At 38.8% G+C, this 18253-nt stretch carries 16 protein-coding genes; 6 read left to right on the top strand and 10 right to left on the bottom strand.

Going from position 1 to position 18253, the window contains the following annotated elements; genetic code table 11:
- Positions 1-8: 8 nt before the first annotated feature.
- The 4 genes from M3226_RS24950 to M3226_RS24965 are packed head-to-tail and all read right to left on the bottom strand — an operon-like array spanning position 9 to position 4235.
- A complete protein-coding gene (locus M3226_RS24950; RefSeq protein WP_251571342.1) occupies positions 9-887 on the bottom strand; it encodes a triphosphoribosyl-dephospho-CoA synthase in 879 nt (292 codons plus the stop codon).
- 13 nt (positions 888-900) lie between these two features.
- A complete protein-coding gene (gene mdcA / locus M3226_RS24955) occupies positions 901-2547 on the bottom strand; it encodes a malonate decarboxylase subunit alpha (protein ID WP_251571343.1) in 1647 nt (548 codons plus the stop codon).
- Positions 2548-2584: 37 nt separating this feature from the next.
- Positions 2585-3520, bottom strand: coding sequence for a malonate decarboxylase subunit epsilon (gene mdcH / locus M3226_RS24960; protein WP_251571344.1), 936 nt, complete (start codon positions 3518-3520; stop codon positions 2585-2587).
- Between the two features lie 55 nt (positions 3521-3575).
- Positions 3576-4235 carry a GntR family transcriptional regulator gene (locus M3226_RS24965; RefSeq protein ID WP_251571345.1) on the bottom strand — a complete coding sequence of 220 codons (660 nt, stop codon included), beginning with the start codon at positions 4233-4235 and terminating at the stop codon, positions 3576-3578.
- A gap of 280 nt (positions 4236-4515) precedes the next feature.
- Between M3226_RS24965 and madL the strand changes: the two genes are divergently transcribed.
- Both madL and madM read left to right on the top strand, forming a co-directional pair.
- Positions 4516-4926, top strand: a complete 411-nt coding sequence (gene madL / locus M3226_RS24970) for a malonate transporter subunit MadL (RefSeq protein WP_251571346.1) — start codon at positions 4516-4518, stop codon at positions 4924-4926.
- Positions 4907-5671, top strand: coding sequence for a malonate transporter subunit MadM (gene madM / locus M3226_RS24975; protein WP_251571347.1), 765 nt, complete (start codon positions 4907-4909; stop codon positions 5669-5671). Before madL ends, madM begins: the two co-directional genes overlap by 20 nt.
- Before the next feature lie 244 nt (positions 5672-5915).
- On the opposite strand, the gene M3226_RS24980 is transcribed toward madM, so the two are convergent.
- Both M3226_RS24980 and M3226_RS24985 read right to left on the bottom strand, forming a co-directional pair.
- Positions 5916-6839 carry an AEC family transporter gene (locus tag M3226_RS24980; protein ID WP_251571348.1) on the bottom strand — a complete coding sequence of 308 codons (924 nt, stop codon included), beginning with the start codon at positions 6837-6839 and terminating at the stop codon, positions 5916-5918.
- 194 nt (positions 6840-7033) lie between these two features.
- A complete protein-coding gene (locus M3226_RS24985) occupies positions 7034-7924 on the bottom strand; it encodes a diacylglycerol/lipid kinase family protein (RefSeq protein WP_251571349.1) in 891 nt (296 codons plus the stop codon).
- 329 nt (positions 7925-8253) lie between these two features.
- Between M3226_RS24985 and M3226_RS24990 the strand changes: the two genes are divergently transcribed.
- Complete coding sequence (locus tag M3226_RS24990) at positions 8254-8640, top strand: hypothetical protein (RefSeq protein ID WP_251571350.1); 387 nt, start codon at positions 8254-8256, stop codon at positions 8638-8640.
- A gap of 303 nt (positions 8641-8943) precedes the next feature.
- Here the strand turns inward: M3226_RS24990 and trhA are convergent, their stop codons facing one another.
- Together trhA and M3226_RS25000 are read right to left on the bottom strand one after the other, a co-directional pair.
- Positions 8944-9585: a PAQR family membrane homeostasis protein TrhA gene (gene trhA / locus M3226_RS24995; protein ID WP_251571351.1), complete on the bottom strand. Its 642-nt coding sequence runs from the start codon at positions 9583-9585 to the stop codon at positions 8944-8946.
- Positions 9586-9887: 302 nt separating this feature from the next.
- Positions 9888-10988, bottom strand: a complete 1101-nt coding sequence (locus M3226_RS25000) for an AI-2E family transporter (RefSeq protein WP_251571352.1) — start codon at positions 10986-10988, stop codon at positions 9888-9890.
- Positions 10989-11322: 334 nt separating this feature from the next.
- Between M3226_RS25000 and M3226_RS25005 the strand changes: the two genes are divergently transcribed.
- Positions 11323-11469 carry a BH0509 family protein gene (locus M3226_RS25005; RefSeq protein ID WP_251571353.1) on the top strand — a complete coding sequence of 49 codons (147 nt, stop codon included), beginning with the start codon at positions 11323-11325 and terminating at the stop codon, positions 11467-11469.
- 172 nt (positions 11470-11641) lie between these two features.
- Here M3226_RS25005 and M3226_RS32560 read toward each other — a convergent pair whose 3' ends face one another.
- Entirely contained in the window at positions 11642-14725 is a 3084-nt protein-coding gene (locus tag M3226_RS32560; protein ID WP_251571354.1) for an MMPL family transporter, read from the bottom strand.
- 239 nt (positions 14726-14964) lie between these two features.
- Between M3226_RS32560 and M3226_RS25015 the strand changes: the two genes are divergently transcribed.
- A complete protein-coding gene (locus tag M3226_RS25015; protein WP_251571355.1) occupies positions 14965-15510 on the top strand; it encodes a TetR/AcrR family transcriptional regulator in 546 nt (181 codons plus the stop codon).
- A gap of 198 nt (positions 15511-15708) precedes the next feature.
- Here the strand turns inward: M3226_RS25015 and M3226_RS25020 are convergent, their stop codons facing one another.
- A complete protein-coding gene (locus M3226_RS25020) occupies positions 15709-17163 on the bottom strand; it encodes a DHA2 family efflux MFS transporter permease subunit (RefSeq protein ID WP_251571356.1) in 1455 nt (484 codons plus the stop codon).
- Positions 17164-17440: 277 nt separating this feature from the next.
- On the opposite strand from M3226_RS25020, the gene M3226_RS25025 reads away from it, so the two are divergent.
- Entirely contained in the window at positions 17441-18025 is a 585-nt protein-coding gene (locus M3226_RS25025; RefSeq protein WP_251571357.1) for a TetR/AcrR family transcriptional regulator, read from the top strand.
- Positions 18026-18253 lie beyond the last annotated feature (228 nt).

Raw genomic sequence — 18253 nt, forward strand, 5'->3', positions numbered from 1 at the left:
CGCCCTCCTTATTTTCTAATGAGCGAGTACTTTTTGAACCCCCATAAATGGCTTGTGTTATTTTTATAGAGATAATCAAGGAATAATGTAGCCGCAAGCAAATCGGCACTCCCACCTGGGGAAGCATTGCACTTAATTAAGAATTGACTAAGTTCCTCTAAAACCTTCCGGCCGGTCTGTGTCCAAACTCCACCTAATAGTAGGATTTCTGAAGCAAGTTCCTTGGTAGCGGTCAAGCTTCGAGCCCCTCCCCGATGTAAAATACATGTGTCATCAAGACTTGCCATAAGTGCAATTAAGGTATTCAGCCTGCATAGGTCCTCTTTGATGCCCCTTCTCCTCGAATCATAAAGAACAGGTAAAGATATGTTTCTTAAATGTGGGAACCCCTGCTGAGCTTCCCCAAGTGCTCCATTCACTCCATATTTTTCTTTTACTCTTTTACCATTCGTTATTTGTTGTGGCAAGTTCCGATCCGTGAAGAGGGCAAGGTTTCCTGCGGTTTTAGCAATATGGTCCAAAGATGTCTCTCCTGGGTTCATGGCAGCGCTTGAAATAAGCAGGCCCAACGCCCAGATAGCACCTTTGTGTGTATTCACACCCCCAGTAGCTTGGAACATATCGATTTCCCCTTGGCGCCCGATAGCAGCAATCTCTTCCCTTAATTCCTGGGAAGGGACCCTTCCATAGCTTACCTTCGCAATTTCTCTGAACGCCGGTTCTAAAGATTCTGCTGATTTAATCATTAATTCAATCGACATATCGTGATGAGAACCTGTGCTTTCTTTGTCAACAAGACCTGGCTTCGGCGTCAGTTCTGCCTCCTCAATCAGCGCTTCCACTGCTAAAAACGCAAGATTCTCTGTGTAGGTTTGTAATTTTTCCATTTGACTGCTCCTGTTACCAGCTTCGGAATTTAGCAGGTGGTTCATATAAACCATCTGACCATTCCACCAGCTCTTCTACATTTTTAGCAGCAAGCAAGGAACGCTTTGCATCGGTTCTTCTAATCCCAAGATCCTCAGGGAGGGCAATTAGTCCTTCCCTTCTCAACTTATCCGTTTTTCTAACGTCATGTTCAAGCCCAATCGGAGTAACGCCTGCGATTGCTGCAATTGCCTGCCTGCGTTCTTCCATGCTGTTCGCCTTATATAAATAGGCAATCCCATCTTCTGTCACAATATGTGTGACGTCTTCACCATAAATCATGACAGGTGCAGTTGCGAGATTTGCATCATTTTTTACAACCAATGCATCTAAAGATTCAACAAACACCGGTTTATTTCCGTTTTGGAAGGTTTCTACTACCTGGACTACCAGCTTTTTCCCGCGTGCAAGCGGATGATTATTTGTCTTCATGTCCAGCCACGCCTCGGAAGAATGTCTCCTTCCACCTGGGTCATGTCCCATATTTGGTGCCCCTCCGAACCCTGCAAGCCTCCCGCGGGTAACAGTTGAAGAATTTCCGTAAGCGTCGATTTGCAGACTTGATCCTACGAACAGATCGACAGCATATTGCCCTGCCAGCTGGCATAATGTCCGGTTTGAGCGTAAACTTCCATCACGGCCTGTAAAAAATACATCCCTTCTTGAGGCCACATATTTTTCCATTCCAACTTCTCCACCAAAACAATGGACACTCTCTACCCAGCCGCTTTCGATTGCGGGAATCAAAGTGGGATGCGGATTTAACGCCCAGTGTTTGCAGATCTTGCCTTTAAGCCCAAGCTTTTCTCCATATGTAGGAAGTAACAACTCCACAGCAGCGGTATTATAGCCAATTCCATGATTCAACGACTTCACCTGATGCTTTTCATATATACCACGGATAATCATCATCGCTTGAAGCACCTGGATATCTGTAATATGGCGCGGATCACGGGTAAACAGAGGCTCAAGTTGATACGGCTTGTCAGCAACTACAACGTAATCAATCCATGAACCAGGTATGTCAACACGCGGAAGTTCATCCACTAGTTCATTCACCTGCGCAATGACAATCCCATCACGAAAAGCTGCTGCTTCAACCAATGTTGGAGTTTCTTCTGTATTCGGTCCTGTGTATAAATTACCGACAGCATCGGCTTTGTCAGCAGCCACCAGCGCAACTGATGGGATCAAGTCGATAAACAACCTTCCATACAACTCTATATAAGTATGGATCTCACCCATTGTAAGTTTCCCATCCTCAACCATTTGTGCAATCCGAAGACTTTGCGGGCCGGCGTAAGAAAAATCTACTTTTTTAGCAATTCCATATTCAAATAAATCCAAATGCTCAGGCCGGGATATACTCGACATAATCATATGCAAATCATATAATTTTCCCGGGTCTGCTTTGGCAAGGGCTGATGACAGGAAGGATGCCTGCTTCTGATTGTTTCCTTCTAGAGCAACGCGGTCACCAGGTCGGATTAAGGTTTCAAGCGCCTGAACAATTTTGTTTGTAGGAATAATTCGGCTGCTCGTTATGTCTTTCATTTTCTCCATTCTTTTTTCTTTTGCCTCTAATCGTTTTTTCCAAGAGTGTTTTTTTATTGCCTGCATTTCCTGCTATCCCCTTTCTCCTATCAATCTTTTATACTTAAGAATGTTCAGAACAGAAACGCCTGGCCAAAACCAAACAATTTCCAAACCCGTTTTCATCCACAGAAAGAGAACGGGCACCAGGTAGAGCTTTTTTGGATAAACTGGTAAGAACATTTCCAGGAGGCATCTCAATAAAAAGCCTTGTTCCGTGCTCACAAAGGATGGAAGAAATATTATGCCACATAACTGGATGGGAAACGTTAAAGGCAAGATCCTCCCTTACCTGTTCCGGCGATCTTAAAAGCCTTGCTGTCCGGTTACAAGCATATGGAATGACTGGCTGTCTAAATTTAATTTTTGACAATTCCTCATGTAAAGAACTAGAAACTGAGTTTAGTAATGAGCAATGGGATGGTATATTCACATTTAGAAATTCCGCTGTTCTTGCCCCACTAGTAGAGGCACGGTCAATGACTTTGTGTAGTGCAGTAATAGAACCTGCAAGCGTGATTTGATCCGGAGCATTGACATTTGCCGCGTATACAGGTTCTGCCACTGTAAAACAAGAATTTGCTAGTTCTTTTACTGTCTTTTCATCCATTCCTGTAATGACACCCATTCCGTAGCCGCTAGGAAAGGCCTGTTCCATTAGCTGCCCTCTTAGCTTTATCATTTTTAAAGCATCAGCAAACCCAATGGCCCTACATGCAACGGCTGCACTATAAGCACCTGCGGAATGACCTGCCACAATATGGGGATAGATCCCTTCGGCTTCAAATACTTTTAAGATAGCAACAGAGGAAACAAGCAGGCTGATTTGAACAGATACGGTCGATGTCAAAGCTTCATTGGAATTAAAATTGTAAACGCTTTCTCTAAGTGCCTCCGTAGCTTCTTGCAGAACAGCCTCAACTGCAGGATGTTCAGGTAGTTTTTGAAGCATATTCGGCTTTTGAGTACCTTGGCCAGGAAATAAGAATGCGAGTTTCACCAACTTTCACCACCTTGTTTGAAAACTCAACTAGTCTGATAATCTTGAAAAAAACTTATTTATTTTGTGAAGCTAGCTTTTTCTTCATACTTGAAATGACATCCTCGTTATGACGTTTTAAAAGATTCGTTGCTTCCTCGATGTTTTCTTCTCTCAAAAATTTGATTAACATTTGATGTTCTCTAACAGACTTTTCAATATTTCCATCGTTCGCAAATGATAGGCTTTGGATTCTTAGCAGCGGCCATCCAAGCCTTGAATACATCGTTTTAATGGTCTCACTTTTACTCATTTCCACAAGTGTCATATGGAAAGAGTGATTTAGTTGAGTATATTGATGAACTTCCGTCTTATCCTTCATTTCTTCTAAAATATCAGCCATTTTTTGCAGATCCGCTTGGTCTATTTCGTTTCGACCAATACGTTCAATGGCCATCATTTCAAGCATGTTACGTATTTCGAGAAGATCATATATCTCATTCTCCGTATATTCTTTGACCACGGCCCCTTTTCTTGGAATTCTTTCCACAAGGCCTTCTATGGAAAGTAGATAAATAGCTTCCCTAACAGGAGCGCGGCTAGTACCGTACTCTTCTGCATAAATATGTTCGATTAGTTTATCCCCAGGGATTAGTTCCCCCTTAATAATTTGATCTGTAATATGTTCAGCAATATGATTTGATAATGCATTTTGAGTAAATTTATTCGTTTTCATGACGAAGTCTCCTCCAATCATTTTTTAAATAGTCGACTGTCGATTTTTATTATAGCCCCAGCGCACGTAGATTTCAATATATTTAGAAAATTAAAAAAAGATTGACATTTTATTTTCTCACGATTTATTATGAGTTTTAGGAATACAGTCGACTGTTGATTCTCTGTTTTGCAAACGCTTTCCTTTGTTTCAATTTTCTTCTCAGTACAGACATACGTAAAATTGTTCTGTTCGCTTTTCGTTTTATGCCTTAAAGAAAAAATTGAAAAGGAGAAATTGCATGATTATTTTTGGGGTCGCAATATTATCTATTTGCTTTTTATCCGGGGTGTTTTTTGGAGATCTCTTAGGACACATACTTGGAATTGACGCAAATGTTGGCGGTGTGGGTTTTGCTATGCTTATGCTGATACTACTTGTGGAGTACTTTAAAAAGAAAGATAAGCTTAACAAACAGACACAAGAAGGACTAGCTTTTTGGAGTGGAATGTATATTCCGATTGTTATTGCCATGTCAGCACAGCAAAATGTGGTTGCGGCCCTAGATGGAGGGTTTTTGGCTATTGTTGCTGGAGTAGCTGTAGTGGTGATTAGCTGGGCCGTTGTTCCTCTTTTAAGCAAGGGTGGCCAGGCAGAGATTCTTGAAATCGATGTGAATGGAGGCGAGCAGGGTGTTAGAAATATTAGGTAATATTCTGGAAAATAATGGGTTAATTGTTGCTTTTGCCATTGTTGGCTTAACTATGTATCTCTCTTATTTTATCTCTAACAAATTAACCAGAGGTCGCATCCATGGGTCTGCTATTGCCATTACCCTTGGTCTTGTCCTCGCTTACATCGGCGGAGTGGTTACCGGAGGAGAAAAAGGGTTATCGGACATTACCCTTTTTTCTGGAATTGGGCTAATGGGCGGCGGTATGCTTAGGGACTTTGCTATTGTTGCTACCGCCTTTGGGGCCAATTTTAGTGAAATTAAGAAGGCTGGTGTAAACGGGGTCTTATCCTTATTTGTAGGCGTGGTTCTCTCTTTTGTCGTCGGTGTCATTATTGCACTTGCTTTTGGATACAGAGATGCGATTAGCTTAACGACCATTGGTGCCGGCACGGCTACATACATCGTAGGACCAGTAACAGGATCTGCCATTGGTGCAAGTTCCGAAGTTATCACTCTTAGCATCGCAGCAGGACTGGTAAAGTCGATCTTGACCATGATAGGCACACCATTTATTGCAAAATATATTGGATTAAATAACCCGCGTACTGCCATGGTATATGGCGGAATCATGGGAACAACGAGTGGAGTAGCAGGGGGATTGGCCGCAACAGATCCAAAACTTGTTCCTTATGGAGCGGTTACGGCTACTTTTTATACTGGCCTAGGCTGCTTACTTGCCCCATCTGTTCTATTTTTACTGACAAAGGCCATTTTTGCATAAAATTAGAACATGTATCCTTCATAAAACTATGTACTTCTAGAGCATTTTTTCTCCCTTATGAATTATTTCATACTTTTAATAAAACCATGATCGACGAACATATGACTTCAAGCAAACATTATGGTTCCTAAGCAATCTTGGTATTTCTGTACTTAACAGGGCTAAGATTGCTTATTTTTTTAAAATCCTTATTCAAGGAAAATATCTACCTTTAAAATCAATAGAAAAAACAATTTTTCCGTTATCACTTTATAACTACAATTAAAAACGGCAAAATTATAAAAGAGACAAGTGTGGTCCAGAGTATACACCTAGATACAATATTTGGTGATGCATTAAATTTTTCCGCGAGAATGCCGGCATTAACGGCTACAGGCATACACGCTAAAACAAACAGAACCGATTGCAGTATGCCTTTTATTTGCAAGATTGATATACAAATAAAAGCAACGGCCGGAGAAATCAACAAACGAACGGTCATCCCTGTCCAAAAGGCGGGTTGAGATTTCCATTCGTACCTTGCGATTTTTACACTGGCAATTTGCGCTCCTAATATAGCCATGACAACTGGAGAGTAGGCATCTGCAATCATGGAAACCCCTTTCGCGACTCCGCCCGGTAAGGACAGATGTAAGCTGCGAAGGCCAAGTGCTAGAATCGCAGCATATATAGCGGGAAGGGTAAATACCGTTCGCACCGCGTTTTTTATTGAAAATTGCGAGCGCGCCGCAAAATAAACCCCGATTGTATTGACGATTACCATTTGAATGACAACATAAACAGATGCCTTTTCGAGCCCTAATTTCCCGAACGCAAGTAATACAAGTGGAAGCCCATAGTTGACACTGTTCGTAAAGGAAGACACCAAGACCAGGGCTGCCTTTTCATTAGCCTGAAAATGAAGAGGCTTACTTAAACTTGTGGCAATAGCCCAAAGCATAACAAGATTAAGCAAGGAAAACGAAAGGGTATGAGAAATATCACTATGAGAAACACGGGCAGTCATTAACGTATCTAATATTATGGCTGGACTTAAATAATATAATGTAAGAGTTAATAATGGCTTGGTGTCAAGCCGTGCAAATCGGCCAAGGATGGCCCCCGCAATAACCGGTATCGAAAGAGGAACCATCACTTGAAAAAGGGTGGCAATCACAGTTTGAATCAAATCAATAAACATCCTCTCTACTTTATTATTTTCATGCTACCATTTGCTTAATGGGAATGTCCATTCAAAATTATCAGTGCTCGATGGACTCTAAAATCCACGTTAATCCAAAAAAAAGCTGCCATAAGACACATTTGCTACTCACTGCCCTGTAGAAATAGTTGACCTTTGATCAAACACTTGTCAAACCGTTTCTAATTTGGTTTTAACATTTGAAGATGATGTTTAAGAACGGTAATATGACTAGGTGTCTTGGTATACACTTCTCCATCCATATCTACATCCTGTTTTTCTTGTGTATGAATGGTGATTGATTGTCCAGAGTAATGGTCGATTTCCTGAATTAACTCATGATTCTGAATCGTAATATCTGTGGTGAAAAGTTCTTTCAACAACGTCATGTTTGTATGTTTGATAATAAATACATCTGCGAGTCCATCATGATAACTGATTGCATTAAATGGCATCTTCTTTGCTCCTATGTAATTCCCATTGGCTGCAATAATTAATCGCGCCTCTCCTTCCATTCTCTCCCCATCTATATCTAGTACAAAATGAAATGGATCCATATTTTTCATTGTCCGAATGGCGCTAAGCATATAACTAATCTTACCGAGATGATCTTTTTCCGTTTGTTTAATATTATTGGAGGTTTCTGCAATCAAACCGGTGCCCCAAAAGTTTAGACAGTAATGGTCATCTACTTTGAGAACATCAATTGGCTTGCATTCACCATGTATGATCTGATCTGCAGCTATAGCGATATTCTGGTCAATCATTAAGGACCTTGAAAAATCATTACAGGTCCCAGCAGGCAGTATACCAATCAAAGGCCGATGATCCAGGTTTGACAATCCGTTGATACATTCATGGACCGTACCATCTCCACCAAGGATAATAACCAAATCAACTTCCGGTCCATGAAGCTGACAAAGCTCCTTTGCATGGTTGATTCTTTGCGTTTGTACGATCATTAAATTCGAAATACCAGATGACAGAATTGGGACCGAGACCCCAAGAGCCTGTTTAATATCCTTTTTTCCGGCATTTCCGTTATAAATTAATAGTGCTCGTTCGAAATGCATATCAATCACTTCCTTATTACGATTTTATTAGTTATATACCCTTTCATTTGTATCCTTCACTTTAAATTCTACTAATCAAAAATTCTTGAAACTTCAATATGATAAAGGGCAGTCCCCGGAATTTCCTCTTTTGACTATCTAACCATAACTGTGTCATAATATTTGTCCTTTCGGCTTAAAATTACAGTAAGACTTCAAAGTCGTTTTTAAGTGGTGGCCTCTTTTATGAGATCATTAATTTCACACAGATAATTTTTTAACCAGGATCAAGAATTTCAGTTAAAATGTGGTAAGATGAATCCAAATAGAGAAAAAGGATGGCTAGAAAGATGCAGTTTTTAATTGGCAGACCTGACATCAATAGGTATATGAATGCATTAATTGACATAGTGGAAAGCATGGGAGGAAGAGTACGCTTTTCAACTGAAAATCGGGTGAGCTTTAAGCCGGATTTAACGGTGACGGTCCCGCCGGTTGCGGACCAAGAGAACCTATATGCCCTTGCGCATGAGACAGGGCATCTAATTGACTACATTGAGGGGAACCTAGATTACGACATGTGGATTTCGAACCGTCCCTATCGTATCAACGCCGAAATGAAGGCATGGGTCAACGCCTATCATCTCCTGAAAGAAATGGACGCACCGTTAGATCAGTGGGAGCAGCATGTACAGAAGAAACTGTTTACGTATTTTCAATATGAAGAGGTATCATGAAAAAGAGAATAGTTCCCCGATAGCCTCAAGCAGACCAGCTTATCGTTCTTCTAGAAATAATGGTTATGTTTCTAAATTCGTCAATTGTGTAACGTGTAGTATAAGAATATTCGAAAAAGCTCCAATTTCAAAAAAGCCTCTTTTGCTATGTTTGGACTAGCAAAAGAGACTTTCAAATAGGCCTTTTTTATCCTATTGAGCCAGATTTAATTGTATTAATTATTTTAATAATCCTTCAATGTCAATCGATCATTAATTTTTTAGCCACTAATATAATAAAGTCCCTACTTACATTGTACTATTTCAATATAAAAGTGTTAGTACACTGAAATAGTGCATGATACTTCCGGCTATGACAAAAAGGTGCCATAAGGCATGGTGATATTTGAATCCCCTCCAAATGTAGAAAACAGATCCAAAAGTATATAACAATCCACCTATAATTAAATATGTTAAACCAGAATGCTGCATGTGTTTGGTTAAAGGTTCCCAAGCAAATACAATTAACCAACCCATTAATACGTATAACGCAGTGGATGTGAATAAAAATTTCTTTACAAAAAAGGATTTAAAAACAGTTCCTCCAATTGCAAGCCCCCATACGATACCAAAAATAGTCCACCCTAACCAACCTTTAACAACTAAAAACAGGAATGGTGTGTACGTTCCAGCGATAAAAAAATAGATAGAAGAATGGTCAAATATTTCAAATAAATCTTTAACTCTGCTGCCTTCAGGGAAAGCATGTAGCAGTGTAGAAGAAGTATACATTAAGAACATTGTAGAACCGAATAGAGTGAAACTGACAATATGCCAAGCGTTTCCGTATAATGAAGAAAATACAATTAGTAATATTAATGCTGCTATGCTAAGAAGAGCACCTATACCATGAGTAATTGAATTTGCGATTTCCTCGCCTTTGCTAAAAGTATGTGTGTTAGCCATAATAGTTTCACTCCCTATGTAATCAATAATTATTAATTGTAACAAGGTTAGTAGCATTAATGTAATATACATATGTCATATTTCGAAGAAGTGTTTCAAAAAGAATGAAATATACAAATGCCTTTGGGACGTTTAAATAGCGGATTAGTATAAAAAGTCTCAGCGTAAAAAAATAGAAGTCCATAATACTTAGACTTCTAATTGTTGGCTGATTCTATATAATTTTAATTCCAGTTTTTTTGTTTTTCAGATAAGACAATATTTATAATTAAAATTTTTCAAAGAAAAACTATGTCCACGGCTCAAGCTCCTTCTATTGTATTGGCTCCTTTCCTTGCTTTCAAAAATCGGACTAAGTTCAACACAATGACTTTTGAAACCGCATAAGTTGGTACCGCTAAAACCATTCCAAGTACACCTGCCAGATTACCTGCAGCTAATAGAATAATAATAATCGTCGCCGGGTGCGTATCCAATGTTTTTCCTAAGATCAAAGGTGACAAGAAGTTCCCTTCTATCTGCTGAGCTACTAGTATAACGACTATAACCAATAGAGCCTTTGTTGGTGAATCAAAGAAAGCAATAAGTACTGCGGGCGCACCGCCAATGATTGGTCCAACATAAGGGATAATGTTGGTAAAAGAAATAATAAGTGCCATGATTAACGCGTACGGCATACCAATGATTAAAAATCCAATAAAAGCCAAGGTCCCGACTGCGAGGGCCACCAACACCTGCCCCTGGATGTAAGCTGACAGTGTCTCCCCTGTTTCTTTTAAAATTTTAAGGCCCTCATCTCTGTAATCGGTAGGAAAAAATTTCGAAACAGCTTTTGGAAATTTTTGGCCATCCTTTAACATGTAAAATAATAAAAATGGGACAGTGACAAGAATGATCGCGATATTGGTGACCACACCAAAGAAACCCCTTATTCCGTTCGTCAGTTTGTTTGGCAGTGTATTCGCATATTCCATTAACCGCTGTTGTACCGAGTCAATGATTTCACTCTGCTGAACCATTAAGTTTTTATATTGTGATGAATGAACTACATTATTAAAAAAATCAGTAGTTTTGTTGGCGAATAATGGCAAATTGTTGGCAAGTTCGGTTGCCTGTTTTGATACAGTTGGAACTAAACTGCCTATTGCCAAAACAAGAAGACCTGCAAATCCAACATATATGATTAGGATTGCGGCTATCCTCGGAAGCTTTTTGCGTTCCAAAAAATTCACCAGAGGGTTTAAAAGGAAATATAGGAAACCGGTTATCAAAATAGGAAAGAAAACCGTCGAGAAAAACACTCCTATAGGCTTAAACATAAATGAAATTTTTGTGGAAACGAAAATAATCGTTAAGATCAGCAAAATTTGAATTAACCAGAATTGCATTTTTGATTTTGACACTACATATACCTCTTCCCTCACCTATTTTGATAAAAGTATAACAAAATCATGGGATTATATACAGTATTATCCTTTAATCCTTAAGGATCCTTAATAAGGACCACAAGCCCCAGAGACATATCACCACAAATGCTCTAATCTTTACCTGTTTTTATTGCTGCAACGAGACTTATGTAGAAATAAATAAAACGGTTGTATTAAATCCTGAAAATCAATCTAAAATTAATATTGGTTTAATCTCGTTTTTAGATATATAATCAAAACAAGTAAAAAAGGAAAACGTTTTCAAAACTGTAGCCTCTTCGCTACTTCCCATAAATAAGGAGGATTTCAAATGAGCCAAATTGAACGAGATTTTAAAGTGAAGCATTTATTAGAAAAACAAAAATTTAATGAGATAGAAATTGCCGTCATGACGGACCCACAGATTGAATATTATCACTGGCTCTATTTTGAAGACTCCGTTTACGATTATATGTAAGTAGAAAATGGATAAATGTAATAGTAACGAACAAAAATATAACCTCTGTCAAAGTAGTGTCTATATACTTTTGACAGAGGTTTTTCGTATTCAAGGTAACTTAGGATTAAAAAAATGCACCGCCAACTGTTAGCAGTCTAACAATTGGGGTGCAGTGTCTTCTAGCTCTTCCTTAGATTACTTTTTCCTCTAAACTTAAGTCATCTGCCTTTTTTCTTGAAAATATATTTCTTAGTGCATCTGGAAGTGCGATCATCGCCGGCAAAGATACAGGTAGTAGGATAAAGCAAAGCACTACAAGACCAGTAATGACAGCAATAGCCAATTCAAACATTAGCAATATTCCGGAAGGCATAAGTGTAGCAAAGGTGCCCCCAAGGATGATAACTGCAGAAATGATGACCCCGCCAGTCTGCCTAGAAGCCAGAACGATTGCCTCTTTTGGTGACAATTGAGGATATTCCTTAAAGCGCATCATAAGGAATATACTATAGTCCACGCCCAAGGCTACAATGATAATGAAAGAGAAGAATGGAACGAAGGAAGATATTCCTTCATACCCCAGCAAATCTATGAAAATATAATTGATCATGAACATAGCTGTATAGTATGCTCCTACAAGAGAACCAGTGATGAAAACCGGAATCCAGAAAGATCTTATCACAAAGAACAGCACAAGTAATACTCCGATAATCACGATAGCCGTTGTTTTATTCAAATCCCGGCTCAGAATATTATTCATATCGTTTGTGGTCGAACTTGGGCCTGAAACACCAGACTTTGCCTTTGAAAGGCTAGTGCCTTTAATTCCATCAGAAACAGTAGAATTTATTTTATTGATCGTACTTAAAGCTTCTTGGGAATAAGGATCAGCTTTCAAAACGATAGTCATCTTTGTGATTTTTCTATCATTAGACATGTACACATCTAATGATTTTTTGAAGTTTTTGTCCGTCAACGCTTCTTTCGGAATAAAGAAGGTTTTATTTGTTTTAAATTGCGTCAAGAAACCATTTGTCTGTCCTAGTCCGTCAGAAATTTGCTTTAACCCATCGTTTACATCGGATAGCTTTTGTCCAAAAGTACTGAAACCATTGAGACCAGCAGCAAGCTGCTCCTGTCCTGATTTCATTTGGCTAAGCCCAGCGGATACATTATTCATATTCGTTACAATGGTACCTATTCCTGAGGAAGCTTTCCCAAGACCGCTTTCAAGTTTTTTCAAACCATTTGCCATTTGGGACAATCCGCTGCCCATGGTGGCAAGATTTTTATTTGCTGTACCAAAACCAGCAGTTACCGCATTATAATTTTCATTTAAGACCTTTATTCCTTCAGGTGTAATTGGACTTAAAGACGATGATAACTGATTGATTGTTTGCTTTAATGCTTGGTAATTAGCATCACTCTCTGAATCTGCATAACTATTTCCTAAAGCAGCCACCATTAATTGCATTTGCGAGAGAGCACTTTTCACACCAAGAAGTGCTTGCGCAGCATCTTGGTAATGGGTTCCCATCTCTTTGTATCCAGCCTGCATTTTTCCATAATTATCAGCTAACACGGCTACGCCGCTGCTCATCTTTGAGAGATTGTTTTCTATTGCAGCCATGCCGTTACTTATCGTTTGTGAATTATTTGCCCCATCATCAATACCAGCTTGGAGTTGCTTTAATCCATTGGTTAAGGCAGTCATTCCATCTTGAAGATTTGCCGTTCCATCCACCATTTGGTTGACCTTAGAAAAGTCTGCCGATCCAAGCTTTTCTTGAGCCAGCTTTAATCCTTCATTTATTTGATCCACACCATTTTGAGTTTTTGAAATACCATCCGTAACGGACCCCATTTGACTGTCGACGTAGAAATCATCAATTTGCGTTCCCAGAGGTTGTGTGACCGAAGAAACCTGGTTAACTCCTTTGATGCTCTTGAGTCTTTCAGTTATGTTATCCACTACGGCAAGTGATTCATTATTATCAAGGGCTTTACTATTTTCGATGACAACCGTCGCAGGCATGGCCTGACCTTTACCAAAATGGTCCGCAACTAAATTAATGCCTTTAGAAGAAGGATATTTATTTCCAAGTTCACCAATGGTATCAAAATTAAGCTTTTCCTCGTGTAAATACACCATTGGTCCAATGATTAATAGGATAACGATCACTGGTAAAATCGGATGCTTGGTTGCAAACGAGGATGTCTTACCCCAGAACTTGTTTTCCTTATGTCCACCTACATTTTTGGAAGGCCAGAAAAGTTTTTGACCTAAAACTTTCATGATGAAAGGTGTTAGGGTCAAAATTTCCAGCAATAGGATCGTTACACCGATTACCACCACAACACCTGATTTATAAATTGGCGATTCAGCAAAAACGAGTGCAAGGAAAGCAATAAATACAGTTAGAATACTATAGGTTATCGTTTTACCCGCGGTCTTATAGGTATTGACAATCGCATCATCTATAGATTGGCCATGAGATAATTCCTCCCTAAAGCGATTAAAAAGAAGGATGTTGTAATCCGTACCAATCCCAAAGAGGATCAGTATAAGAAGCATTTGCGTAAGACTAGTAATCGGAAATCCTGCTTTATCAATTAATTGCGCTGCAATCCCCATGGAACAAAGATAGGAAAAGGCAACAGCCACTAATGATATCAAAGGAGTTACTATTGACCGAAACGCAATGATTAGTACGACCAAAATAAAGATAACGGTCAATGCAGCACTCTTCTCTACCCCGCCTTGAGAGGCTTTTAGATAATCATTATTGATGAAGTCTTCACCGCTTAGGTAGTATTCCACAGGTACTTTACTAAGTTTGCTATCTAGTTCTTTTTTAATCTCATCTACTTCTCTTGATTTCTTATCAAGCTTATAGCTTACCAATAGAGTGGTACCATCTTTAGAAAATAAAGAGCTTTTCGCATCCGGCATGCTAAAGGGATCGATCATATCTGTAATACCTAGCTCTTGGCTGCTATTGCTAATAGCCTTGAGCGCGTGACCAATTTTGTTCATTTCATCTTCTGAGATTTTATCTTTATCGTAAAAAACGATAAGGTCGTTGGTTCCTTTAGCGGTATCGAGCTTTTTTAAGATATGATCCGCGATGACTGATGGGCTTTCGCTATTTGCTCCTTGCTGCCCTTTTTGTCGAAGAATGGCATTGATGTCTGGCTGAATGACTGTAAGCACTATCGTCGCAATTAGCCAAGTTGCGAATATAGCCCAACGGCCTTTTATGATCTTTCTCACCTTGTATCCTCCCCGTTATCATCGTTTTAAAATTTTTATATTCTCATACTCACAATAAAACAACCAGTTATTATTCAAACACTCTGTTGATTTAATGGCGTAAAAAAAGTATATTAAATCTAATTCTTTGTAACAATAATCAATTTGAAAACTTGTGTTATTAAATAGACATCTTTATAAACTTTGTTCAATAAAAACTACATTAAAGTCTATTGACTTATGATTAGGAGGAGCATTAAATGGTTGGGATAAAAGGAAACCGAAGAACATTGTATAGTAAAAAAGTAATTATCGATGCTTTTTTAAAGTTGCTTCAAGAAAAAAACTTAAATAAAATTACCGTTACCGATATTTGTAAAGAGGCAGATATTAATCGTGGAACTTTTTATTCCCATTATAATGATCCGTTTGATTTAATGAGAAATATCGAGGAAGAACTGATGGAGAAAATGATGAGTACCATTAATATCTCCGGAGACGAATCCATTAAAAATATACTTAATGATATCTTTAATTTGATACTTGAAAATATTGAGCTATGTAAAATAATTTTTAATGAAAAAAATGGCTCGCATGTGCTAAATACCATTTTGAAATCTGCTTATGTAAGAACAATTGAAGAACAAAAAAAACGGTTTCCAAATGCTAATGAGACTCAATTAGAATATTGTTTCACTTATACAACAGGAGGAACCATTGAAATTGTACGGAAATGGATCAATGATGATATGAAACTTCCTGCTGAAGAAGTTATACGCATCTTACAGACTATGTACATGATCTAATCACTATAAAATTATTTTAATAATGAAAGATTGTAGATATCTACTATAAATATCTATTCCGAGCCATTTAGAAACTTTTAAAAAGTCAACGACCGTCAAGATAAATCTCGACGGTCTAATATCGGTTCTCCTAAATGTTTACACGATTCAAGTTTCAATTCTCTTTCACACTTTTTCATACTTCAGATGTTGATTTCTTTAGTTTGTTTCCAATTTTCTTTGTTGTGCCTTTTCCATTTGAACTTTGGACTCTATTTCAGAAGCTTGTTTAACCTTCTTTATAAATAAGGAAAGAAGTAATCCAATGATGCCGATACCAACAATGACAAAGTAAGCGTCATTTATCCCCTGTATGGTCGCCTCCTTAATAAGCTGCCCTTGGGTCAAGCCCTTAGTAGCTGCAGTAGGAATCATATCCTGCAGATGTGATTTCGTTCTGTCCGACATAACCGTAACAAGAAGCGACGTACCGACGGCCCCTGCCACTTGCCGAATCGTATTGCTTATGGCAGTTCCGTGTGCATTTAACTGCTGTGGCAGTTGATTCAAACCAGCAGTCTGTAAAGGCATCATCATCAATGCCATCCCAATCCGGCGCCCCGTTGACATGAGAACCAAATAGGTATAACTTGTCGAGTCCGTTAAGTCCGTAAAACCAATGGTTGTGGCAATGGTAATAATCATTCCGATAACCGTTAGCCATTTCGCGCCAAATCGATCAAACAGCTTGCCGGTAACAGGCATAAGAAAGCCCATTACAAGCGCACCCGGAAGTAGGAGAAGACCGGACTCAATCGCTGTGTAACCACGGACGTTTTGAAGATAAAGCGGAAGCAGCATCATATCCGCATACATGGCCATCGTAACCGCGATATTGATAATGGTCGTTAGAGAGAACATATTGTATTTGAATGCACGTAAGTCGAGCAATGGATTTTTCGACTTTAACGCCCTCCACGAAAAGAGTGCAAGTGACAAAACTCCCACAGTAATCGTACTTAGTACCTCTATGTCTGACCATCCTAGGCTTCCTGCTCGGCTGAAGCCATAGAGTAATGCGCCAAATCCAATGGTAGAGAGCACAACACTTTGGATATCGAGTTTCGTCTTGATTGGTTCGGATACATTTCGGAGATAAATGAACCCTAGTACAATAACAATGACAGCAAATGGAATCATACCGTAAAACATCGTTTCCCATTTGTAGTTTTCAATAATATAGCCGGCAATGGTAGGCCCAATGGCTGGGGCAAAAATAATCGCAAGCCCGACCATCCCCATGGCTGCTCCTCGTTTGTTAGGAGGAAAGATGGTCAAAATGACATTCGTTAAGAGCGGCATGATGATTCCTGCACCAGCCGCCTGAATCATGCGTCCGGTCAATAATAAAGGAAATCCCGTTGCAATAGCAGAAACGATGGTCCCTGCTAAAAAGATAAACATGGAAGCTTGAAAAAGCTGACGGGTAGTAAATCGCTGCATAAAGTAAGCGGTAATGGGGATCAAGACACCGTTTACCAGCATGTAACCTGTCGTTAACCACTGTGCTGTTGCAGCTGTGATTTTAAATTCGACCATTAATTCAGGAGTAGCGACGCTCATGAGTGTTTGGTTTAAGGTTGCAAGGAAAGCACCTAAAATCATTATGAACATGATAGGCCCTTTTTTTATTGAATTTGTGACAATTTTATGATTATTAGCCAATTCTCTCTTATCCTTTCTATTTTGAATATAGACTTTTTTTACAATGTGTTTAATAATTAACATTGTATAAATTACTTTATAATGAGATCGTTGGTTCTGACAACAGACAATTTCTGAGGATGTGTAAATTAGTTATCGTTTATTCGAATTTTGTTGTGAAAGCCGAAAATAATAGACAGAACTGAAGTTTTTGTAAATTACCAAATAATAGGAAGGGGGATTAGGCATGACAAACAATGCAAAGCAACGAGTAGATCCTCGAATCCTTCGTACGCGCCAATTGATCAAGGATGCATTCATCGATTTGCTGCAGGAGATGGAAATCAATAAAATTACGGTTAATCGGATTGCAGAACGCGCCACTATCAATCGTGTTACGTTTTATCTACATTACAATGATATTCAAGACATGCTGGAGAAAATGGCGCAAGAAATGGCCGAGGATATTGAGTCGATTATCAATAGTACGACGACTAGCCATATTTCCTCTGAAGAGATTGGATGGTTCAAACTTGAAACACTGCTTGAGCATTTAGCCGAAAATGCCAAATTCTATAAAGTCGTCCTTGGTTCCAGACGAACTCCTATCTTTACAGAGCGTTTGTTGAGCATCATTTCTGAAACCATAACAGAGAGTGTCGAAAATAACTCCTTGCTTGCTACTAAAGGCATTCAAAGGGATATCGCTATTTGGCATGGTTCATCTGCTCTAATTGGTACGATTTCAGCGTGGTTACGTAAGGATATGCCCTATACACCGCAATTTCTTGCCAAGCAGTTATCGATCCTTTTTTCAAATAGTAAGAAATAAGAGGATTTACATCATGAATAAGTGCAAAACAAAATTCCATATTGAACAAAATAAATCGGGTATAAACCCGATTTTAATTTTTGTAGTGTTATTGAGTAAAAAAGAGGCTGGGACAAAACCCACCTCTAAGATGAAAAAGCCGGTGGAATTTTACGATAAGTAAAATTTCACCGGCTTTGATTTTTTTTAAATAAAAATAAGGACCACTTCTGATAAAATAAAGTTACC

Source organism: Neobacillus cucumis (genome assembly GCF_023715505.1).